General features: G+C 57.8%; 18 protein-coding genes. 10 read left to right on the top strand and 8 right to left on the bottom strand.

What is annotated here, in order from left to right:
• Window positions 1-19: 19 nt before the first annotated feature.
• Complete coding sequence (clpS, locus tag ES815_RS17180; protein ID WP_032617325.1) at window positions 20-340, bottom strand: ATP-dependent Clp protease adapter ClpS; 321 nt, start codon at window positions 338-340, stop codon at window positions 20-22.
• A gap of 321 nt (window positions 341-661) precedes the next feature.
• On the opposite strand from clpS, the gene cspD reads away from it, so the two are divergent.
• Window positions 662-883, top strand: a complete 222-nt coding sequence (cspD, locus tag ES815_RS17175) for a cold shock-like protein CspD (protein WP_032617324.1) — start codon at window positions 662-664, stop codon at window positions 881-883.
• Window positions 884-1,084: 201 nt separating this feature from the next.
• Here the strand turns inward: cspD and macB are convergent, their stop codons facing one another.
• Together macB and macA are read right to left on the bottom strand one after the other, a co-directional pair.
• Window positions 1,085-3,025 (bottom strand): macrolide ABC transporter ATP-binding protein/permease MacB, encoded by a 1,941-nt coding sequence (gene macB, locus ES815_RS17170; RefSeq protein ID WP_142488893.1) that lies wholly within the window; start codon window positions 3,023-3,025, stop codon window positions 1,085-1,087.
• Complete coding sequence (gene macA, locus ES815_RS17165) at window positions 3,022-4,137, bottom strand: macrolide transporter subunit MacA (RefSeq protein ID WP_142488892.1); 1,116 nt, start codon at window positions 4,135-4,137, stop codon at window positions 3,022-3,024. Before macA ends, macB begins: the two co-directional genes overlap by 4 nt.
• Before the next feature lie 159 nt (window positions 4,138-4,296).
• Here macA and ES815_RS17160 point away from each other — a divergent pair, with 159 nt between their 5' ends.
• On the top strand, window positions 4,297-5,253 hold the full coding sequence (locus ES815_RS17160; RefSeq protein ID WP_142488891.1) for a VirK/YbjX family protein: 957 nt from the start codon (window positions 4,297-4,299) through the stop codon (window positions 5,251-5,253).
• On the opposite strand, the gene ES815_RS17155 is transcribed toward ES815_RS17160, so the two are convergent.
• Window positions 5,250-6,908: an ATP-dependent endonuclease gene (locus tag ES815_RS17155; protein WP_142488890.1), complete on the bottom strand. Its 1,659-nt coding sequence runs from the start codon at window positions 6,906-6,908 to the stop codon at window positions 5,250-5,252. The genes ES815_RS17160 and ES815_RS17155 overlap by 4 nt on opposite strands.
• A 124-nt stretch (window positions 6,909-7,032) precedes the next feature.
• The gene (locus ES815_RS17150) at window positions 7,033-7,278 is read right to left on the bottom strand and encodes a hypothetical protein (RefSeq protein ID WP_142488889.1); all 246 of its coding nucleotides are present in this window, start codon (window positions 7,276-7,278) and stop codon (window positions 7,033-7,035) included.
• 371 nt (window positions 7,279-7,649) lie between these two features.
• Between ES815_RS17150 and aqpZ the strand changes: the two genes are divergently transcribed.
• The 4 genes from aqpZ (at window position 7,650) to hcr (ending at window position 12,188) form a co-directional block, all read left to right on the top strand.
• Window positions 7,650-8,345, top strand: a complete 696-nt coding sequence (gene aqpZ, locus ES815_RS17145) for an aquaporin Z (protein ID WP_142488888.1) — start codon at window positions 7,650-7,652, stop codon at window positions 8,343-8,345.
• Between the two features lie 168 nt (window positions 8,346-8,513).
• Complete coding sequence (locus ES815_RS17140; RefSeq protein ID WP_142488887.1) at window positions 8,514-9,413, top strand: lysine exporter LysO family protein; 900 nt, start codon at window positions 8,514-8,516, stop codon at window positions 9,411-9,413.
• A gap of 143 nt (window positions 9,414-9,556) precedes the next feature.
• Window positions 9,557-11,209, top strand: coding sequence for a hydroxylamine reductase (gene hcp / locus ES815_RS17135; RefSeq protein WP_142488886.1), 1,653 nt, complete (start codon window positions 9,557-9,559; stop codon window positions 11,207-11,209).
• 10 nt (window positions 11,210-11,219) lie between these two features.
• Entirely contained in the window at window positions 11,220-12,188 is a 969-nt protein-coding gene (gene hcr, locus ES815_RS17130; protein ID WP_142488885.1) for an NADH oxidoreductase, read from the top strand.
• A gap of 121 nt (window positions 12,189-12,309) precedes the next feature.
• Here hcr and ES815_RS17125 read toward each other — a convergent pair whose 3' ends face one another.
• The gene (locus ES815_RS17125; RefSeq protein WP_142488884.1) at window positions 12,310-12,744 is read right to left on the bottom strand and encodes a DoxX family protein; all 435 of its coding nucleotides are present in this window, start codon (window positions 12,742-12,744) and stop codon (window positions 12,310-12,312) included.
• A 152-nt stretch (window positions 12,745-12,896) separates the two neighbouring features.
• Between ES815_RS17125 and poxB the strand changes: the two genes are divergently transcribed.
• From poxB to ES815_RS17105, 4 genes are all read left to right on the top strand, one after another.
• Window positions 12,897-14,615: a ubiquinone-dependent pyruvate dehydrogenase gene (gene poxB, locus ES815_RS17120; protein ID WP_142488883.1), complete on the top strand. Its 1,719-nt coding sequence runs from the start codon at window positions 12,897-12,899 to the stop codon at window positions 14,613-14,615.
• A 38-nt stretch (window positions 14,616-14,653) separates the two neighbouring features.
• Window positions 14,654-15,655 (top strand): low-specificity L-threonine aldolase, encoded by a 1,002-nt coding sequence (gene ltaE, locus ES815_RS17115; protein WP_142488882.1) that lies wholly within the window; start codon window positions 14,654-14,656, stop codon window positions 15,653-15,655.
• A gap of 9 nt (window positions 15,656-15,664) precedes the next feature.
• Window positions 15,665-17,101: an SDR family oxidoreductase gene (locus tag ES815_RS17110; RefSeq protein WP_142488881.1), complete on the top strand. Its 1,437-nt coding sequence runs from the start codon at window positions 15,665-15,667 to the stop codon at window positions 17,099-17,101.
• Window positions 17,102-17,193: 92 nt separating this feature from the next.
• The gene (locus tag ES815_RS17105; protein ID WP_142488880.1) at window positions 17,194-18,207 is read left to right on the top strand and encodes an NAD-dependent epimerase/dehydratase family protein; all 1,014 of its coding nucleotides are present in this window, start codon (window positions 17,194-17,196) and stop codon (window positions 18,205-18,207) included.
• A gap of 36 nt (window positions 18,208-18,243) precedes the next feature.
• On the opposite strand, the gene ES815_RS17100 is transcribed toward ES815_RS17105, so the two are convergent.
• Both ES815_RS17100 and iagB read right to left on the bottom strand, forming a co-directional pair.
• Window positions 18,244-20,061 (bottom strand): chitinase, encoded by a 1,818-nt coding sequence (locus tag ES815_RS17100; protein WP_142488879.1) that lies wholly within the window; start codon window positions 20,059-20,061, stop codon window positions 18,244-18,246.
• Between the two features lie 140 nt (window positions 20,062-20,201).
• Window positions 20,202-20,648: a type III secretion system invasion protein IagB gene (iagB, locus tag ES815_RS17095; protein WP_142488878.1), complete on the bottom strand. Its 447-nt coding sequence runs from the start codon at window positions 20,646-20,648 to the stop codon at window positions 20,202-20,204.
• Window positions 20,649-20,761: the final 113 nt, after the last annotated feature.

Here is a 20,761-nt window from a genome sequence, read left to right as displayed (position 1 = left end):
CCAATTTTCATTGCCTTATTCAGGCTTTTTCTAGCGTACACAGCAACGGATGCTCGTTCTCCCTTGCATACTGGTTCACCATCGCCACCTTCGTCTCTGCGACTTCTGCAGTAAAAACACCGCAGATGGCTTTGCCATGATAGTGAACGGTAAGCATCAGTTGCGTTGCACGTTCTACATCATAAGAAAAGAACTTTTGTAGCACGTCAATAACAAATTCCATCGGCGTGTAGTCATCGTTCATTAACATAACTTTATACATAGATGGCGGTTTTAGCGCGTCGCGCACTTTATCTTCCGCCAGCTTGTCGAAATCGAGCCAGTCGTTCGTCTTACCCATTGTCTGTCGTCATCTTCGTTTACGGTCTCCGGTCGCGGTTCTGATGCTGACAGGAGGCTATACATAACCTGAATCTACCTCAGATGTCAGATAACTCACATCTATTATTGCCATCCGCGATGTCTGTCACAATACCCACCAATAGCGTTAACTGCTTCAAATTTTGACGCATTTTCCCCCTCCCATCCCCGGCAAATGCTTGACGCTGCCTTTGGTTTATCTAAATTGTACAGGCGTGAGTTGGCGAGGTTTTGAACAGCCCCCACTCCAGCACCGGTTCATTACATCTAACTCAATAAGATTTACGAAGGATGTCGAAGCATGGAAACGGGTACAGTTAAGTGGTTCAACAACGCCAAAGGGTTTGGTTTTATCTGCCCTGAAGGCGGCGGCGAAGACATCTTCGCGCATTACTCCACCATTCAGATGGATGGTTACAGAACGCTGAAGGCCGGACAAGCCGTCCGGTTCGATGTACACCTCGGGCCAAAAGGCAATCATGCCAGCGTTATTGTGCCCATCGAAGCAGAAGTGGTGGCATAGCCCTCTGTTTCATTGTGTACACCCCGCACTCAAAATGCCAGCCCGATGCGCTGGCATTTTTATTTGTGGGCTTCCATGCGGTCTGGTGCCCGGCGGCGCTGCGCTTGCACGGGCCTACAAATCCTTGTGGGCTGCTGTGCGAGCTGACGCCCGGCGGCGCTGCGCTTGCGCGGGCCTACGAATATTTGTAGGCCAACAGGCTCACTCCCGGGCTAGCGCATCCACCGGATCCAGCCGCGCCGCATTTCTTGCCGGCAGCCAGCCAAACAGCACCCCGGTAAAGGTAGAACAAAGAAAGGCCGTTAACAGCGCCATCGGTGAAAAACCAATTTCCCAGCCGGGTAAAAACAGCTGCAGCGTGAAGGCAATTAACAGGGAGAGCGAAATCCCCAGCGCGCCGCCTACCAGACAGACCAGCACCGCCTCAATTAAAAACTGCTGCAGCACATCGCTGGCCCGGGCGCCGACCGCCATGCGGATGCCGATTTCGCGCGTGCGCTCCGTCACCGACACCAGCATGATATTCATCACCCCAATTCCCCCGACCAGCAGAGAGATAATCGCCACCAGCGTGAGGAAGAGCTGAAGAGTACGTGTGGTCTTTTCCGCCGTTTTCAAGAGCCCGTCCATGTTCCAGGTGAAGAAATCCTTCTTCCCGTGGCGCAGGGTCAGCAGGCGCTCGAGCTGTTGTTCCGCCTGGGCGCTGTCGTAGCCCTCTTTCACCCGGACGGTGATCGAGTTCAGCCATGACTGCCCCATAATGCGTCCTGAGATGGTGGTATACGGCAGCCAGACGCGCAAAATCTTGCTGCTGCCAAACATCGACTGCTTCTCCTCCGCCACGCCGATCACCGTTGCAGGCATATTGCCCACCAGGATAATTTCGCCCACCACCTTCGCTTTATTGGGGAACAGCTGTCGCCGGGAGTTGGCATCCAGCACCACCACCTGCGCCCGGCCCGCCAGCTGTTCCGCATTGAAGGTGCCCCCTTCGCTGAAGGTCATACCGTAGACGTTAAAGTAATCGCCGCTGACGCCGTTAGCGCTGGCGGCCACGTCGATGTTGGCGTAACGCAGACGCAGGTTCTGCGACACCGCCGGGGTGGCGGAGTTGACCCAGGGCTGCTTCTGGATAGCGGCCAGATCGTCATATTTCAGCGCCTGCTGATACTGCGGCTCATCGTCGCCAAAGTCTTTGCCGGGATAGACGTCGATGGTGTTGGTGCCGATGGAGCGTATGTCCGACAGCACCAGCTGTTTGGCGGCATCCCCCACCACCACAATCGATACCACCGAGGCGATACCGATGATGATCCCGAGCATGGTCAACAGGGTACGCATCTTGTTGGCGGCCATCGCCAGCCAGGCCATGGTCAGCGCTTCACGGAAACTGCTGGCAAACTGCCGCCAGCCGGACGGCGGCGGTAGCGCCACCTCCTGACGCCGGGTGGCGTTAAGGCCGGGCGGTGGATTGCTGACCAGCTCGCCGTCGTGGATCTCCACGATCCGCCCGGCCTGCGCGGCCACCTGCGGATCGTGGGTGACGATGATCACCGTATGCCCCTGATCCCGCAGCTGATGCAGGATCGCCATGACCTCTTCCCCGGAGTGGCTGTCCAGCGCCCCGGTCGGTTCATCGGCAAGGATCACCTGCCCGCCGTTCATCAGCGCCCGGGCGATACTCACCCGCTGCTGCTGGCCACCGGAGAGCTGCGAAGGCTGGTAATCGACCCGCTCCCCCAGCCCCAGCCGGGTAAGCAGCGCCTGCGCCCGCTCAAGCCGTTTTTTGCGCTCCACGCCGGCATAGACCGCCGGCACTTCGACGTTTTGCGCCGCGCTCAGGTGCGAGAGCAGGTGGTAACGCTGGAAGATAAAGCCGAAATGTTCCCGCCGCAGTTTGGCCAGCGCGTCGCTGTCGAGGGTGGCGACATCGGTCCCGGCCACCCGGTAGGTGCCGCTGGTGGGTTTATCCAGACAGCCAAGAATATTCATCAGGGTGGATTTACCGGAGCCCGAGGCCCCGACAATCGCTACCATCTCCCCGGCCTCGACCCGCAGGGTGATGCCTTTCAGCACCTCCACCGGCCCGTCGCCGGAGGGGTAGCTCCGGCGGATATCATTCAGCTCCAGCAGGGCCGTCATTTGGCCGCCCCGGGCTGGCTCTCGCTGATGACCACCTCTTCACCCTCTTCCAGCCCTTTCACCACCACCACGTCGGTGTCGTTGCGCGCGCCGAGGCTCACCTCACGCTCGCGCGTCTCGCCGCTACGCAGCACCTTCACGTTGTAGCGGTTGTCGCCTACGGGTTCACCCAGCGCCGCCAGCGGAATGGTCAGCACGTTTTTAACCCCGGCCAGCTGGATATGCACCTGAGCGGTCATGTCCAGACGCAGCACCCCCTGCGGGTTAGGCACTTCAAAGCGGGCGTGATAGAAGATGGCGTCGTTGACCTTCTCCGGGGTCGGGAGAATGTCTTTCAGCACCCCTTCGTAGCGGGTTTGCGGATCCCCCAGCACGGTAAACCAGGCTTTTTGCCCTGGTTTAAGGTGAATGACATCCGCCTCGGAGACCTGGGCTTTCACCAGCATGGTGCCCATATCCGCCAGGGTCAGGATGTTCGGCGCCTGCTGGGCGGCAATCACCGTCTGCCCCTGCAGGGTGGTGATTTGCGTCACTTCCCCGGCCATCGGGGCGACGATACGGGTGTAATCAAGGTTGGTTTTGGCGCTGTCCAGCGAGGCCTGGTTGCGTTTGATCTGCGCATCGATGGTGCCAATCTGCGCCTGCTTGACCGCCAGCTCCGTAACCGAGGTATCCAGATCCTGCTGCGAGATCGCCTGGGTCGTAGCCAGCTGCCGCTGACGGTTCAGGGTCACCTGGGCCAGCTTACGCTCCGCTTCAGCCTGGCTGCGCTGGGCGCGCAGCTCCATCAGGGTCGCCTCCACCTCTTTGATCTGGTTTTCGGCCTGCTCCGGATCGATGACCCCCAGCAGCTGCCCTTTTTTCACTTTGTCGCCAATCTCCACCGACAGCGTTTTCAGCTGCCCGCTGACCTGCGCGCCCACATCCACCTTGCGCAGCGCGTCCAGCTTGCCAGTGGCGAGCACGCTTTGCTGCAGCTCGCCCGGACGGACAATCAGCGTTTGATAGTGCGGCACCGGGGCGTTAAGCACCCGCCACAGCCAGAATCCAGCCACCAGTACAATCAGCACCAGCAGCAGAAACAGCTTCCTGCGTTTTCCCTTAAAGTTCATAAATATTCCAAATAGCTATTCTGGCTTACATAACTGTTGATTCTAACTAAACCGTTCCTCAACGAAACCCCTGCTTTCCAGGATGGTTGAAAATCGTTGAGGAGAGGTTGATAAAACCCCTGCTGAAATAAAGATCTGGCAACAAGACCGGAATTTATTATGTCATCCATCGCAGAGTCATCTTATACACACCAGCCACACCCAAAATCGGGCTGGCAACTGTTTCAACGTCTGGCATCCGGGACATTAACCCCCGGCCTTGCCTGGCGCAACCCGGCCTACCGCCGCAAGTTTATGCTGCGATCGCTGATGACGCCATTCAGCACCGCCCGCCTGCTGACTAACCTGGCAAAACAGCCGCAGTTACTGCAGCTGTTGCAGGTTCAGCCTGGGCTTCCCTGCCGCCTGCACCGCCCGTGGTTGTCCGTTGCCATCAACCGTCAGCAAACCCTGCAGGCGCTGAACTGGCACTATCAGACGATGCAGCGCCAGCTTCCGGCCGCGCTGATGAACGGCTATCTCTCCCGGGAAGGGGTGACGTTGCTGACCCTGACCGGCAAAGACGAGCAGCAGTTTACCCTGCGTCTGTGCGCCGATGCTTTTCTGGATAAAGAGGGCGAAGCCACGCTGGCGTTTTGCGACGCACAGCAGACGGTGCTGGCAGAGATGACCTTTACGCTGTGCCAGATTAACGGCACCACGACGCTGTTTATCGGCGGGATGCAGGGGGCAAAAGCCTTTGTGCCGCACGAGGCGATCCAGAGCGCCACCAAAGCCTGTCATGGCCTGTTCCCGAAACGCCTGCTGGTGGAAGCCGCCATGACGCTGGGCCATGTCCTTGCCGTGGAGCAGATCGTTGCCGTCAGCAACAGCACCCATATTTACCGCAGCTGGCGCTATCGCAAGAAAAAAGAGGGCAAACTGCTGGCCGATTACGACAGCTTCTGGCTGTCGCTCGGTGGAGAGCGCGACGATGAGGGCAACTTCAGGCTGCCGCTCGCCATGCCGCGCAAACCGATGGAAGAGATTGCCAGCAAAAAGCGCGCCGAGTACCGCCGCCGCTTTGCCCTGCTGGACAGCCTGATCGATCAGGTCAACCAGGCAACCCGCCGTTAATCAGCTCTCCCGCGCGCCAGCCACAGCACGCGGGAGAACATTTTCCGCAACAGGGTTGGCACCGCCTCAACCCCGCGCCGCCCGGCCTCCATCGCCACTTCAATCGCCAGATCGGGTTTCGACGAGCGGTGAATGGCCTTCACGATCACCCGCCGCATGTTCATCGGAACATCGTCGGGGATCATCGCCACCCGGTGAAAGACGTCCGAGAAGCCCTGGCGGTACATGAAGTGCTCCATGTCCATAGCGGGGAGCATCGTCAGGTGCTCCCGCTCCTCTTCCCGGTCGTTATTGATCAGCCCGCGCACGGTAGCGGCATATTTCTTACCCGCTTCGTCGCCGTCCACCAGCACATGCCACTCGATGCCCATTCGCCGGGCAAATTTGATCAGCGGTTTTAAGCCCGACTGGGCAAACTCAATCACCTTGATCCCCTCGGCATCGAAGTGGTGGCCGCACTGGCGGGCCAGCTCGTTAATCACCCAGGTTTCCGTCTCCCCTTCCACCAGCAGCCAGCAGCGGGCGAACAGGGAGGAGGCGCGATTAAAGCGAATATGGAAGGCGATCCGCCGGTTGTCTTCGGCGTTCATCCCCCCGGGTCCCAGGCGGAAGGCGGAGACGCGCGACGATTCGCGTACCAGGCGACAGACGTGCTCGACCGGGGTTAACGACAGCAGCTCGCCGGAGTTGGTGGTGGTGATGCGCTGCAACGGCAGCAGATTCAGCAGGTGCCACGCCACCGAGAGCATAATGGGGTGCAGGCGCGTTTCGGGATCTTCTACCAGCAGCAGCGGGCGGGCATCCCGGTCCAGCCGGACGGTGCCTTTGGCCTGCAATAGCGTCGAGAAAAGTCCCAGCAGGATCACCCGGTGCGAACGGCCGCCAGGCCTGTCAATCATCCGGTTGATGATATCGAGATAGCGCCAGCTACGCTGTTCGTCATGGGAGCGCCGCCGCATCAGCCGGTTGCGGACCGGCGAAGATCCCTGCTCGGAGAAGTAGTGCTCCAGCAGTTGCACCATCGCCGACAGCCCCTGACGGATCTGGCCATCGGTTAAATTTTGCGGGCGGGCCACCAGCTCCCGGGCCAGATAATCCAGCTCGCGAGCGGTCACTTCCACGTCGGGCATATTGGGCACCGCGCCGTTGCGGATCCGGCGCATAAAGCGGGCGTCCCGCAGGCGCAGCACCGGCATCAGACGCACCAGATGGCGCGCGAGCGCGTCGATATCCGCCAGCGGCAGAGCATTACCGTCGGTATCGAGAAAACCACGCAGGGTCAGCACGCTGTCGTCGTCCGCCAGCTCGCCCTCCAGACGGTAAAAAATGCGCTGATAGCCATCCTCACAGGGCACCCAGCAGTCGGCAAGGGGGCGATAGCGACGGACGCGATGACGGCCCGGCTCGGATTCACGGAAAGTGAGAATGATATGCAGATGGTGTTCGCGCCCCAGCAGATCCCCGGGCGGGAACCAGAAGTCTTCCCGGACAAAATGGTACAGATCCGATTCCGGAGAGAGCAGCAGCGTCAGGGCATCCAGCAGGCTGGATTTACCCCAGGCGTTTTCCCCGATCAGCACGTTATTGTGCTCAAGCATCAACGACAATCTGTTGATGCCGCGAAACCCTACAATTTCCACACGTTCCAGCAACATATACCCTCCGGGAAATTCCTGGTTTTTCCTTTAAGTTATCCGGAGTATAGCTTTCTGGGTGCGCTGAGAATACGGGCAAACAAAAATGGGGGAGCATGCTCCCCCATTAAGACATTAGCGGTAATTAGCCGCGACGAAACAGAGAGTTGAAGATGCTGGAGACGGTATTCACGCCGGTTTCGATGATCATACCGATACCACGACCCAGGGTTTGAGCGGCTTCGCTTGGCTGCGTACCCACATCCACACCGATCAGGCCCAGACCCGTATCAACTACTTTACCAATACCCAGACCCAGCGCAGCGGCCGCATCTGCAATAAAACCGGCACCGGATACGTTTTCAATTTCCTGTTGGTTTAATTCACGCATTGCACAATCCTTATTTCAATGTTGTTTATGTCTACAGTTAAAATTCCCGTTGGTCATCAGTACGAATGTTGACCCAGTCATTTCAGGGGCGGATGCTAATTACCGATATAATTAATGTCAACGAATCAGATTTTATTCAGAAAAGAGCCCAGATATCCAATCACCGCACCAATATAAATAGCGTTATATCGGTTGACCTAATGAAATAAGGAATCACCTGTCATTGCTCTAAATCAAATTTTATAGATTTATTCTACTGGTGAAGGGGAGCATGCATTTCTAAAATAACAGCGCTTTTTATGTCGCGATTATTTTGTAGCGATAAGTACTGCGTACCGGATAGTCGCAGTTTTTTTATTTTTGAGGTGTATATGTTCAGAAAATTAGCAGCTGAATGTTTTGGTACATTCTGGTTAGTCTTTGGTGGTTGCGGCAGTGCGGTTCTGGCGGCAGGTTTCCCGGAATTAGGGATTGGTTTTGTCGGTGTTTCTCTGGCCTTCGGTTTAACGGTATTAACCATGGCGTATGCCGTAGGGCATATTTCCGGCGGGCATTTTAACCCGGCGGTGACATTAGGTCTGTGGGCGGGCGGCCGTTTTCCGGCGAAAGATATTCTCGGCTATATAATTGCCCAGGTGATTGGCGGGATTATTGCTGCCGCTATTCTGTATGTTATTGCCAGCGGTAAAGCCGGCTTTGACGCCGCGGCCAGCGGTTTTGCTTCGAACGGATTTGGCGAACACTCCCCGGGCGGCTTCTCCATGCTGTCTGCCATCGTAATTGAAATCGTTCTGACGGCCGGTTTCCTGCTGGTGATCCACGGCGCCACCGACAAACACGCTCCGGCCGGTTTTGCGCCGATTGCGATTGGTCTGGCGCTGACTCTGATCCACCTGATCAGTATTCCGGTTACCAACACCTCGGTTAACCCGGCGCGCAGCACCGCGGTCGCTATCTTCCAGGGCGGCTGGGCGCTGGAGCAGCTGTGGCTGTTCTGGGTGATGCCGATTGTCGGCGGTATTCTTGGCGGCGTGCTGTACCGCACCCTGCTGGAAAAACGCGATTAAGATTGTACGCGTTGCGGTGCCGGGTGGCGGCTTCGCCTTACCCGGCCTACGGGACAGTATTTCGTAGGCCGGGCAAGCGTCAGCGCCGCCCGGCACTGTTTTCACCTTTACTGAACCGCCTTAATTGGGTAGTGTCACAGCGCCACTCATATAAAGGACCGGTTGTTCATGTTTTCAGGACTCTTAATCATTCTGATCCCGCTGATTGTGGGTTATCTCATTCCTCTTCGTCAGCTGTCAGCCTTAAAACTGATCAACCGTTTACTGAGCTGGATTGTCTACGTCATTCTGTTTTTTATGGGCATCAGTCTCGCCTTTCTCGATAATCTGGCGGCCAACCTGCTGTCGATCCTGCATTACTCCATCATTACGATGGCGGTTATTTTGCTGTGCAATATCGCAGCGCTGTTCTGGCTGGAACGGGTTATTCCCTGGAAAAACCACCATCACCAGGAGAAATTACCGTCGCGTATTGCCATGGCGCTGGAGTCATTAAAATTATGCGGCGTGGTGGTGCTCGGTTTTCTGCTGGGGCTGACGGGGCTCGACATTTTACAGCACGCCACCGAAGCCAGTGAATATACCCTGATCTTCCTGCTGTTCCTGATTGGTATTCAGCTGCGAAATAACGGCATGACCTTAAAACAGATCGTGCTCAACCGCCGGGGTATGATGGTCGCCGTCATCGTGGTGGGCAGTTCTCTGGTGGGCGGGGTGATTAACGCCTTTATCCTTGGCCTGCCGCTTAATACCGCCCTGGCAATGGCCTCCGGTTTTGGCTGGTACTCCCTGTCCGGCATTTTGTTAACCGAATCCTTTGGCCCGGTGATTGGCAGCGCCGCCTTCTTTAACGACCTTGGCCGGGAGCTGATCGCCATTATGCTGATCCCGGGTCTGGTGCGTCGCAGCCGCTCCACAGCGCTGGGCCTGTGCGGCGCCACCTCGATGGACTTTACCCTGCCGGTTCTGCAACGCTCGGGCGGTCTGGAGATGGTGCCGGCCGCCATCGTACACGGCTTTATTTTAAGCCTGCTGGTGCCGATTATGATGGCGTTCTTCTCCGCCTGATACTTCTTTGGCGGTAGCCTGCTGCCGCCAAAATTGCGCTAAATCAATATCCCTCTACTTTGTAGCAGAAAGCCCTTCCCAGCGTATCGCCGCAAGCATAATCTTAAAGATGTATCTCAAATATAACTTTAACAGGTGTGATTATGTTTTGTGTGCAATGTGAACAAACTATCCGTACCCCAGCCGGCAACGGCTGCTCTTACGCACAGGGCATGTGCGGTAAAACCGCAGAAACCTCCGATCTGCAGGATCTGCTGATTGCCTCCCTGCAGGGTTTATCCGCCTGGGCAGTAAAAGCCCGGGAATATGGCATTATCGACCACTACGTGGATAACTTCGCCCCGCGCGCGTTTTTCTCTACCCTGACCAACGTCAACTTCGATTCGCCACGCATTGTGGGCTACGCCCGTGAAGCTATTGCCCTGCGTGACGCCCTGAAAGCCCAGTCCCTGAACGTTGATGCCAGTGCCCACGTCGATAATCCCATGGCCGATCTGCAGCTGGTGAGCGACGATCTCGGCGACCTGCAGCGTCAGGCGGCTGAATTTACCCCGAACAAAGACAAAGCGGCGATTGGCGAGAATATCCTCGGCCTGCGTCTGCTGTGCCTGTACGGCCTGAAAGGTGCGGCGGCCTATATGGAACACGCGCACGTTCTGGACCAGTACGACAACGACATCTACGCCCAGTACCATAAAATCATGGCGTGGCTGGGGACCTGGCCTTCCGATATGAACGCCCTGCTGGAGTGTTCCATGGAAATCGGCCAGATGAACTTCAAAGTGATGAGCATTCTGGACGCCGGTGAAACCACTAAATATGGTCATCCGACCCCCACTCAGGTCAACGTTAAAGCAACCGAAGGCAAGTGCATCCTGATCTCCGGTCATGACCTGAAAGATCTCTACAACCTGCTGGAGCAGACCGACGGCACCGGGGTGAACGTTTACACCCACGGCGAGATGCTGCCTGCCCACGGCTACCCGGAGCTGCGCAAATTCAAACATCTGATCGGTAACTACGGCAGCGGCTGGCAGAACCAGCAGGTGGAGTTCGCCCGCTTCCCTGGCCCGATCGTGATGACCTCTAACTGCATCATCGACCCAACCGTAGGTGCCTACGACGATCGTATCTGGACCCGCAGCATTGTCGGCTGGCCGGGCGTGAGCCACCTCGAAGGTGATGATTTTGGCCCGGTGATTGCCCAGGCACAGCAGATGGCGGGCTTCCCGTACAGCGAAATCCCTCATCTGATCACCGTTGGTTTTGGCCGTCAGACCCTGCTGGGCGCGGCGGATTCCCTGATTGACCTGGTGAGCCGCGAAAAACTGCGTCACATCTTCCTGGTCGGCGGCTGCGACGGCGCACGTGGGGAGCGTAACTACTTCACCGACTTCGCCACCAGCGTGCCGGACGACTGCCTGATCCTGACCCTGGCCTGCGGTAAATACCGTTTCAACAAGCTGGAGTTCGGTGATATTGAAGGCCTGCCGCGTCTGATCGATGCCGGTCAGTGTAACGATGCCTACTCGGCGATCATCCTGGCGGTAACCCTGGCAGAAAAACTGGGCTGTGGCGTGAACGACCTGCCGCTGTCGCTGGTGCTCTCCTGGTTCGAACAGAAAGCGATTGTGATCCTGCTGACCCTGCTGTCGCTGGGCGTGAAAAACATCGTCACCGGCCCGACCGCACCCGGCTTCTTTACGCCGGATCTGCTGGCCGTCCTCAACGAGAAGTTTGGTCTGCGTTCCGTGACCACCGTTGAAGAAGACATGAAGCAACTGCTGAGCGCGTAAGGAGTAAAGTATGACAATGCCAACCCATCAGTGCCCATGGCGGATGCAGGTTCATCACATCCATCAGGAAACGCCGGATGTCTGGACGATATCGCTGCTGTGCCACGACTATTATCCATACCGTGCCGGACAGTATGCGCTGGTCAGCGTGCGTAATTCAGCGGAAACGCTGCGGGCGTACACGATCTCCTCAACGCCGGGTATCAGCGAGTACATCACGCTGACCATCCGCCGCATTGATGCGGGGGCAGGCTCTCAGTGGTTGACGCACGATGTGAAGCGCGGGGATTACATCTGGCTGTCGGACGCGCAGGGTGATTTTACCTGTGACGATAAGCCGGAAGATAAATTCCTGCTGCTGGCTGCCGGATGCGGCGTGACGCCGGTGATGTCGATGCGTCGCTGGCTGGCGAAGAACCGCCCGCAGGCCGACGTGGAGGTGATCTTCAGCGTGCGCTCGCCGCAGGATGTGATTTTCGCGGACGAATGGCGTAACTACCCGGTCACACTGGTGGCCGAAACCAACGCCACCGAGGGTTTTGTGGTCGGTCGTCTGACCCGCGAGCTGCTGCAGCGCGTGCCGGATCTCGCCTCACGCACCGTGATGACCTGCGGTCCGGCGCCGTATATGGACATTGTTGAAGAAGAGGTGAAAGCCCTGGGCGTGACCCGCTTCTTTAAAGAGCAGTTCTTTACCCCGGTCGCGGAAGCCGCCACCAGCGGACTGAAGTTCACCAAACTGCAGCCGGCACAGACCTTCTTTGGCCGCGTGGGCAGCACGCTGCTGGAGGCGCTGGAGAGCAATAACGTGCCGGTGGTGGCCGCCTGCCGTGCAGGCGTCTGCGGCTGCTGTAAAACGAAGGTGGTGGACGGGAACTATACCGTCTCCAGCACCATGACGCTGACGGATGCCGAAGTGGCGGAAGGCTACGTGCTGGCCTGCTCCTGTCATCCGCAGGGGGATTTGGTGCTGGCCTGATGAAAAGCCCGGTGTCGCATAGCGATCCGGGCCTACAAAGTCCATGCTCTAATACCCGGTGGCGCTACGCTTACCGGGCCTACGAAACCCGTAGGCCGGGCAAACGCAGTGCCGCCCGGCGTTACTTCCAGACCGGATCGCTTACCACCGCGTACCGCCCCGCCCCTAAAAATGCCACGGCCAGTGCGCCAACGAAGAAGTAGACCAGACTCTCAATCGCCCACGCCCCCACCGCATCCAGCGCGAAGGTTTTACCGGTGCCCACCATCAGCCACGCCACGACCATAGTAAAGGCCAGTACCAGCGCCGCCGGACGGGTAAGAATACCGAGGATAATCAGGATCGGCGCCACCACTTCGCCAATCAGAACCCCATAGGCGATAAAGCCCGGCAGTCCTTTTGCCACCAGCATGCCTGCAATCCCCCCCACCCCGTCGATAGCCTTATGCAGGCCATGAAACAGCATCAACCCCCCCACCGCCAGGCGCAGCAGCAGTCTGCCAAAATCTTCATGCGTTAGCGTTTTATTAACAGCCATTAACAATGATTTAACCATTTGAATTCACTCCGCTTTTTATGGGATACGCCACCACAATATGACGAAATGTTGCGCATTGAAAGCAACTATTAATCAGGGGGATTAAACAGGCATGGCGGTCAGTTTCATCTAAGCTTGAAAGCGTTATCACATTCAGGAGACGGACTACCATGAAACAAACCGTGGCGAACTACATTGCGAAAATGCTGGAACAGGCCGGAGTGAAGCGAATCTGGGGTGTCACCGGGGATTCCCTCAACGGCCTGAGCGACAGCCTGAACCGGATGGGCACCATCGAGTGGATGCCCACCCGTCATGAAGAGGTCGCCGCGTTCGCCGCCGGGGCCGAGGCCCAGCTCACCGGGGAGCTGGCGGTGTGCGCCGGTTCCTGCGGGCCGGGCAACCTGCACCTGATCAATGGCCTGTTTGATTGTCATCGTAACAACGTCCCGGTGCTGGCTATCGCGGCGCATATTCCGTCGAGTGAAATCGGCAGCGGCTATTTTCAGGAGACGCATCCCCAGGAGCTGTTCCGTGAATGCAGCCACTACTGTGAGCTGGTCTCCTCACCCGAGCAGATCCCGCAGGTGCTGGCCCTGGCCCTGCGCAACGCTATCTTAAAGCGTGGCGTCTCGGTGATTGTACTGCCCGGCGACGTGGCGCTACAGGCGGCACCGGAAAGCGCCAGCAACCACTGGTATCCGGCCCCCCTGCCGGTGGTGACGCCCGCCCATGCCGAACTGAAAAAGCTGGCGCAGCTGCTGCGCTACTCCAGCAATATCGCCCTGATGTGCGGCAGCGGCTGCGCCGGGGCCCACGACGAGCTGGTGGAATTTGCCGGCATGCTCAAGGCGCCGATTGTTCACGCCCTGCGCGGCAAAGAGCACGTAGAGTACGATAACCCCTTTGATGTAGGGATGACCGGGCTGATCGGCTTCTCGTCCGGGTTCCACACCATGATGAACGCCGACACCCTGGTGCTGCTCGGCACCCGCTTCCCCTATCGCGCCTTCTACCCTACCGACGCAAAAATCATTCAGATCGACATCAACCCGGCCAGCATCGGGGCCCACAGCAAGGTGGATATGGCGCTGGTGGGCGATATCAAGGCCACGCTTACCGCGCTGATGCCGCTGCTGGAGGAGAAAACCGATCGTAAATTCCTCGATAAAGCCCTCAGCGACTACCGTGATGCCCGCAAAGGGCTGGACGATCTGGCGAAGCCCAGCGACAAGGCGCTGCACCCGCAGTATCTGGCGCAGCAGATCAGCCATTACGCTGACGAAGATGCCATCTTTACCTGCGACGTGGGCACCCCGACCGTATGGGCGGCGCGCTACCTGAAAATGAACGGCAAGCGCCGTCTGATTGGCTCGTTTAACCACGGCTCGATGGCTAACGCCATGCCGCAGGCGCTGGGGGCCAAAGCCACCGCGCCGGAGCGGCAGGTGGTGGCGATGTGCGGTGACGGCGGCTTCAGCATGCTGATGGGCGATTTTCTCTCGGTGGCGCAGATGAAGCTGCCGATCAAAATCATCGTCTTTAACAACAGCGTGCTGGGCTTTGTGGCGATGGAGATGAAGGCCGGGGGCTATCTCACCGACGGCACCGAGCTGCACGACACCAACTTCGCCGCTATCGCCGAAGCCTGCGGTATCACCGGCATCCGTGTGGAAAAAGCCTCCGAGGTGGACGATGCCCTACAGCGCGCCTTCGCCACCGAAGGCCCGGTGCTGGTGGACGTGGTGGTCGCCAAAGACGAACTGGCGATCCCGCCGCAGATCAAACTTGAGCAGGCGAAGGGCTTTAGCCTGTATATGCTGCGCGCCATCATCAGCGGCCGCGGTGACGAAGTTCTGGAGCTAGCCAAAACCAACTGGCTCAGGTAAAACAATCGGCATCGCCTTTAAAATAATAAGGAAATGCCATGATTGATTTACGCAGCGACACCGTCACAAGACCAACGCGAGCCATGCTGGAGGAGATGCTGGCCGCGCCGGTCGGGGACGACGTCTACGGCGACGACCCCACCGTTAACGAACTTCAGCGCTATGCCGCGGAGCTGAGCGGTCACGAGGCCGCCCTGTTCCTGCCGACCGGCACCCAGGCCAACCTGGTGGCCCTGCTCAGCCACTGCGAACGCGGCGAAGAGTATATCGTCGGTCAGGGGGCGCATAACTATCTCTACGAAGCCGGTGGCGCCGCGGTGCTCGGCAGCATTCAGCCGCAGCCGATCGATGCCGCCTCTGACGGCTCCCTGCCGCTGGACAAAGTTGCCGCCAAAATCAAAGCCGACGACATCCACTTCGCCCGCACTAAGCTGCTCAGCCTCGAAAACACCCATAACGGCAAAGTGCTCCCGCGCGAGTACCTGAAAGCGGCGTGGGAGTTTACCCGTGAGCGCAAGCTGGGGCTGCACGTCGACGGCGCACGCATCTTTAACGCCGTGGTGGAGTATGGCTGCGAGCTGAAAGAGATCACGCAATATTGCGACTCGTTCACCATTTGTCTCTCCAAAGGGCTGGGCACGCCGGTGGGCTCCCTGCTGGTGGGCAACGCCGACTACATCAGGCGCGCCAACCGCTGGCGTAAAATGACCGGCGGCGGCATGCGCCAGGCCGGGATCCTCGCCGCAGCGGGTCTGTACGCCCTGAAAAATAACGTTGCCCGCCTGAAGGACGATCACGACAATGCAGCGTGGATGGCGACGCAGCTGCGCGAGATCGGCGCAGATGTGATGCGTCACGACACTAACATGCTGTTTATCCGCGTCGGAGAGGACAACGCGGCGGCGCTGGGTGAGTTTATGAAGGCGCGCGGCGTGCTGATCAACGCCTCGCCGGTGGTCCGTCTGGTAATGCATCTCGACGTCAACCGCGAGCAGCTTGCTGAAGTCGTTGCTCACTGGCAGGCGTTTTTGCAGCGCTAAGGAGCTAACGTGCCGCAACGTATTCTGGTCCTGGGTGCCAGCGGGTATATCGGTCAACATCTGGTGGCCGCCCTTAGCGCGCGCGGGCATCAGGTCCGGGCTGCGGCACGCAACGTTGAGCGCCTGCAAAAGCTGGGGCTGCCCAACGTCACCTGCCATGCTATCGATCTCAACTGGCCCCGGGATCTGGCGGCCCTGCTTGCGGGGGTGGATACCCTTTACTATCTGGTGCACAGCATGGGCGAAGGCGGGAACTTTATCGCCCACGAGCGTCAGGTAGCGATGAACGTCCGCGACCTGCTGCTGGAACATCCGGTTGAACAGATTATTTTCCTCAGTTCGTTGCAGGCACCGGAGCATGAGCAGTCCGACCACCTGCGCGCCCGGCAGCTGACCGCCGGGGTGCTGCGCAGCGCCGGGATCCCGCTCACCGAGCTGCGGGCCGGGATCATCGTCGGCGCAGGCTCTGCCGCTTTCGAGGTGATGCGCGACATGGTCTATAACCTGCCGGTGCTGACCCCGCCGCGCTGGGTGCGATCCCGCACCACGCCGATTGCGCTGGAGAATCTGCTGCACTATCTGGTTGAACTGCTCAATCACCCGGCCACAGAGCACCGGGTGCTGGAGGCCGCCGGGCCCGAGGTGCTGAGCTATCAGCAGCAGTTCGAACATTTTATGGCGGTGAGCGGCCGTCGCCGGCCGCTGATCCCCATCCCCTTCCCGACCCGCTGGATCTCGGTGTGGTTTTTAAACGTCATCACCTCCGTGCCGCCGACCACCGCCAAGGCCTTAATTCAGGGGCTGAAACACGATCTGCTGGCGGACGACCGCGAGCTGCGGGCGCTGATCCCGCAGGAATTGATCCGCTTCGATGACGCGGTGCGTCACACGCTAAAAGAAGAGGAGAAGCTGGTGAACTCCAGCGACTGGGGCTACGACGCCCAGGCGTTCGCCCGCTGGCGGCCGGAGTACGGCTACTATCCAAAGCAGGCCGGGTATAGGGTGACAACCTCGGCCAGCCTGGCCGACCTGTGGCAGGTGGTGAATCAGCTCGGCGGCAAAGAGGGTTACTTCTTTGGCAACGCCCTGTGGCAGACCCGGGCGATGATGGACCTGCTGGTCGGGCATAAGCTGGCGAAGGGCCGTCCGGCGGCACCGTACCTGCAAACCGGTGATGCGGTCGACAGCTGGAAGGTGATTATCGTCGAGCCAGAGAAACAGCTGGCGCTGCTGTTTGGCATGAAAGCCCCCGGTCTTGGGCGGTTGTGCTTTACCCTGAAGGACAAAGGCGATCGCCGGGAGCTGGACGTGCGCGCCTGGTGGCACCCGCACGGGATGCCGGGTCTGTTCTACTGGCTATTGATGATCCCGGCGCACCTGTTTATCTTCCGGGGAATGGCCCGGCGTATTGCACATCTGGCAGAACAAAAGTCAGAAAAAGTCTGATTAAAACTCCGAATCTTTCACGTTTCCCATTGCATACAGGCGTAATTCACGGAAGAATGCGCACGAAATTCTTTTCAAAACAGTGGATCGATATGAAGGTACTGGTTACCGGCGCCACCAGCGGCTTAGGCCGCAATGCGGTGGAGTTTTTGCGCAATAAAGGCATCAGCGTCCGGGCCACCGGTCGCAATGAAGCGATGGGTAAATTGCTGCAAAAAATGGGCGCAGAGTTTGTCCATGCCGACCTGACGGAACTGGTCTCTTCCCAGGCAAAAGTGATGCTGGCCGGAATCGATACGCTGTGGCACTGCTCCAGCTTTACCTCGCCCTGGGGTACCCAGGAAGCCTTCGATCTGGCGAACGTGCGTGCCACCCGCCGTCTGGGCGAGTGGGCCGTGGCCTGGGGGGTGCGCAACTTCGTGCATATCTCCTCCCCGTCGCTCTACTTCGATTACCACCATCACCGCGATGTTCAGGAAGATTTTCGTCCTGCGCGCTACGCCTGCGAATTTGCCCGCAGCAAAGCCGCCAGCGAAGAGGTGATCGATCTGCTGGCGCAGTCCAACCCGCATACCCGCTTTACCATCCTGCGTCCACAGAGCCTGTTTGGCCCGCACGATAAAGTGTTTATTCCGCGCCTGGCGCAGATGATGCACCACTACGGCAGCGTGCTGTTGCCGCGCGGCGGGGATGCGCTGGTGGACATGACCTATTTCGACAACGCCATTCACGCCATGTGGCTGGCCAGCCAGATCGAATGCGACAATCTGCCGTCCGGGCGGGCATATAACATCACCAACGGCGAACCGCGCACATTGCGCAGCATTGTGCAGAAGCTGATTGACGAGCTGAACATTCACTGCCGGATCCGCTCGGTGCCCTATCCGATGCTGGACATTATTGCCCGCAGCATGGAGCGGCTGGGAAATAAGGCCGCCAAAGAGCCCGCCCTGACCCACTACGGGGTGTCGAAACTGAACTTTGACTTTACCCTTGATACGCGACGCGCAGAGACCGAGCTCGGCTATACACCGCTGGTGACGCTGGATGAAGGCATTGAGAAGACGGCGGCCTGGCTGCGGGATCACGGGAAACTGCATCGCTGATACGAAAACGGCAACCCTGAGGTTGCCGTTTTGCTTTTACAGCGCTGTCCAGGCGTCTGCCCAGGCCAGGCCTGCGCCCGGTTCGTAGTACGCTGGCGCACTGTTACACCAGCCGCTGTTCGGGAAGGGTTTGCACTGGAACAGTTTACCCTTGTTGTTCACGATATCGCCGGCGTTGTACTTGCCGTTGGCGCTCCACGCAGCATAGGAACCAGAGCTGCCTTCATCCTGAGACGGGGTTGCCGCTTTCGCTTTCACGTTTAACAGGTAAGTGGTGGTCGCACTCAGTTCACCGTCGCTGACGGTCAGGCTGACTTCATACTGCTGCGCCGTTGTGGCTTCCGGCGCGGTAAATGTCACCACGGCTTTGTCTTCACCGCTGACGGTCTGGCCGTCCTGGGAGCGCCAGGTGTAGGTCAGTTTGTTGCCGTCTTCATCAGTAGAGCCTTCTGCGCTCAGGGAAACCTGGGCACCGGCTTCAACCGCACCGACTGGACCTGCGATATGCGCCACTGGCGCATGGTTAACCACCGCAGGGGTGTCATCCGGCGTCGGGATCGGGGTGACCGGCGTTTCATCTTCAGAAGGGGTTGGCGTAACCGGCGTTTCATCCGGCGTGATTGCAGACCCCTCATCATCCACGATGTTCACGTTATAAAACTTCTGAACACATTTGGTGTAGTCGCCCTCTTTAAAGGCGCTGAATGGCGTCTGGTAGCCGACCAGCTGGCAAGAGTAGGTCTTACCGTCTGGTGTATCTGCACTCCATCCCCAGTCCTGTTCCCAGTAAATTTTCAGAGAACCCGCGCCGCCCTCATCAAACTGTTTCATGTTGGCACAGCCCAGCACTTCGTCAGCCGGAACCGGCACTTTCAGGTAGTTAGCGAACTCTTTGTAGTACTTGATACGGTTTTGAGACTGCGCAATTTCAGTCGGGCCGCCGCACTCAACGCCACCGTTGATGATCTGGGTGGTCACGCCGAAGCCCGGTACCAGACCGTTCGCTTTGTCGTGTTCGTTTGGCTGCCAGGTTCCGTCGATAACCTGCAACATGCTCGGTTTCGGCGGCTGTGGATAGGCGAAGAAGAAGATGGCGCTTGCCAGGTTCAGCCAGGTGTCAGCCACCAGCTCGGGTTTTTCCAGCAGGACTTTCACATCGCCGTACATCGCTTCAGAGAACGGACCGTAGTTATAGTTGTAGGACAATTGCTTGGCACCGCGACCAAAGTAGCTCAGGAAATCGCCATCTTTGTCTTTACCGCATGGCCAGGTCTGCCCCTGCCATACATCAGGGTTACATTCGCCGTTATAACCGCCTTTCTGGCCTTCGCTCCAGCCCATTTCCCGGATATAAACCAGCGCCTGACGCCATTCGGCTTCAGGACGCCAGCTTTCATGGCCGCCGGTTTCCTGGGCGAAGTGCGCAAACATGGTCGCCATCTCTTTACGGCAGATCGCGTCGCTGTCACGGCCATCTTTATAGGTGTCGCACAGCGCCGGGAATTTACCCACGGCCTTGAGGAAGTTACTGTAGCTATAATCCTTCGCGCGCAGAGGGAAGAGATATTCCCAGTCGCTCTCTTTCAGGATCCCTTCAACGCGCTTAACGTTATCCGGGTTGGACGCTTTGCCAGGTTCAATCTGTTCGACAACGCTGTTATCCAGGGTGCGAATGGTGTCTTTTACCGATTTCATTAACGGGAAATCGGTCAGTTCTTTTTCCTTTTTAGCCAGATCGCTGGCTTTCATGGTGTAAGGTTCGCTGCTGGCCGCCTGTAACATTGCAGCCTGCGCCATAAAGGGAGCGACACATGCCCCCGCAACGAGAACGCTGAGTAATGTCCTTTTCGTCATTTCAAATAATCCTGTATCTAAGCAACAATGGGTGATGCACTCCCGGCTTATGTATTACTCCCTTAATACATAAACCCCCTGGAAGCGTTTATTTTTCATTTTCTGAAGAACACCGTCGGGTACTCTTCAAAAAATAAAAATCAGTACCGGTAAGATTGTTTTGCTTTTATTTCCCTGTACTTCGCCCACACCTTATGGGCATACATCATACGTTGGGGATAATTTTCTTTTTTTGCTCCTGCGTTATAGGCCCCTACCGCTTCCCAGTTATAGCCATAAATTTTGACCATGCCTGATAATATGGATGCGCCCACCATTATTGAGGTACAAGGCTCAGTCATTAAGCGGGACTCATCAATACCGAGGCGTTGTAATTCACTAAAGTGAGAGCTATTAATTTGCATTAACCCCACATCGCGTGAACCATCATGATTCCAGCCCACCGCATAGGGATTCATACCCGATTCCACTTTTGCAATTGCAAATAACAGCCAGGGATCGACATGATAATAATGCGCAGCGTTGTCCCAGCAGTTTGCCATGGTGCTTTGGCTTATCATTAACAACAAAAAGATTAGGCGTTTCATTTAATTGACCTGCTACAGGGATTTCCCATTTTCTCCTTGTGCACAGCTGTTATTTATTTTTTGATGGTTGACCGCACCCGAAGCGCAGCGCGGTCAACCATGACGGACGACTA

Origin of the sequence: Leclercia adecarboxylata, from assembly GCF_006874705.1 — a bacterium.
Lineage (GTDB): Bacteria > Pseudomonadota > Gammaproteobacteria > Enterobacterales > Enterobacteriaceae > Enterobacter > Enterobacter adecarboxylatus_C.
This window is presented reverse-complemented; position numbering and strand designations above follow the sequence as displayed.

Excerpts from the sequence above, each read along its gene's own strand:
- clpS (WP_032617325.1), bottom strand. The coding sequence starts at position 340 with ATGGGTAAGACGAACGACTGGCTCGATTTCGACAAGCTGGCGGAAGAT.
- cspD (WP_032617324.1), top strand. The coding sequence starts at position 662 with ATGGAAACGGGTACAGTTAAGTGGTTCAACAACGCCAAAGGGTTTGGT.
- macB (WP_142488893.1), bottom strand. The coding sequence starts at position 3,025 with ATGACGGCCCTGCTGGAGCTGAATGATATCCGCCGGAGCTACCCCTCC.
- macA (WP_142488892.1), bottom strand. The coding sequence starts at position 4,137 with ATGAACTTTAAGGGAAAACGCAGGAAGCTGTTTCTGCTGCTGGTGCTG.
- ES815_RS17160 (WP_142488891.1), top strand. The coding sequence starts at position 4,297 with ATGTCATCCATCGCAGAGTCATCTTATACACACCAGCCACACCCAAAA.
- ES815_RS17155 (WP_142488890.1), bottom strand. The coding sequence starts at position 6,908 with ATGTTGCTGGAACGTGTGGAAATTGTAGGGTTTCGCGGCATCAACAGA.
- ES815_RS17150 (WP_142488889.1), bottom strand. The coding sequence starts at position 7,278 with ATGCGTGAATTAAACCAACAGGAAATTGAAAACGTATCCGGTGCCGGT.
- aqpZ (WP_142488888.1), top strand. The coding sequence starts at position 7,650 with ATGTTCAGAAAATTAGCAGCTGAATGTTTTGGTACATTCTGGTTAGTC.
- ES815_RS17140 (WP_142488887.1), top strand. The coding sequence starts at position 8,514 with ATGTTTTCAGGACTCTTAATCATTCTGATCCCGCTGATTGTGGGTTAT.
- hcp (WP_142488886.1), top strand. The coding sequence starts at position 9,557 with ATGTTTTGTGTGCAATGTGAACAAACTATCCGTACCCCAGCCGGCAAC.
- hcr (WP_142488885.1), top strand. The coding sequence starts at position 11,220 with ATGACAATGCCAACCCATCAGTGCCCATGGCGGATGCAGGTTCATCAC.
- ES815_RS17125 (WP_142488884.1), bottom strand. The coding sequence starts at position 12,744 with ATGGTTAAATCATTGTTAATGGCTGTTAATAAAACGCTAACGCATGAA.
- poxB (WP_142488883.1), top strand. The coding sequence starts at position 12,897 with ATGAAACAAACCGTGGCGAACTACATTGCGAAAATGCTGGAACAGGCC.
- ltaE (WP_142488882.1), top strand. The coding sequence starts at position 14,654 with ATGATTGATTTACGCAGCGACACCGTCACAAGACCAACGCGAGCCATG.
- ES815_RS17105 (WP_142488880.1), top strand. The coding sequence starts at position 17,194 with ATGAAGGTACTGGTTACCGGCGCCACCAGCGGCTTAGGCCGCAATGCG.
- ES815_RS17100 (WP_142488879.1), bottom strand. The coding sequence starts at position 20,061 with ATGACGAAAAGGACATTACTCAGCGTTCTCGTTGCGGGGGCATGTGTC.
- iagB (WP_142488878.1), bottom strand. The coding sequence starts at position 20,648 with ATGAAACGCCTAATCTTTTTGTTGTTAATGATAAGCCAAAGCACCATG.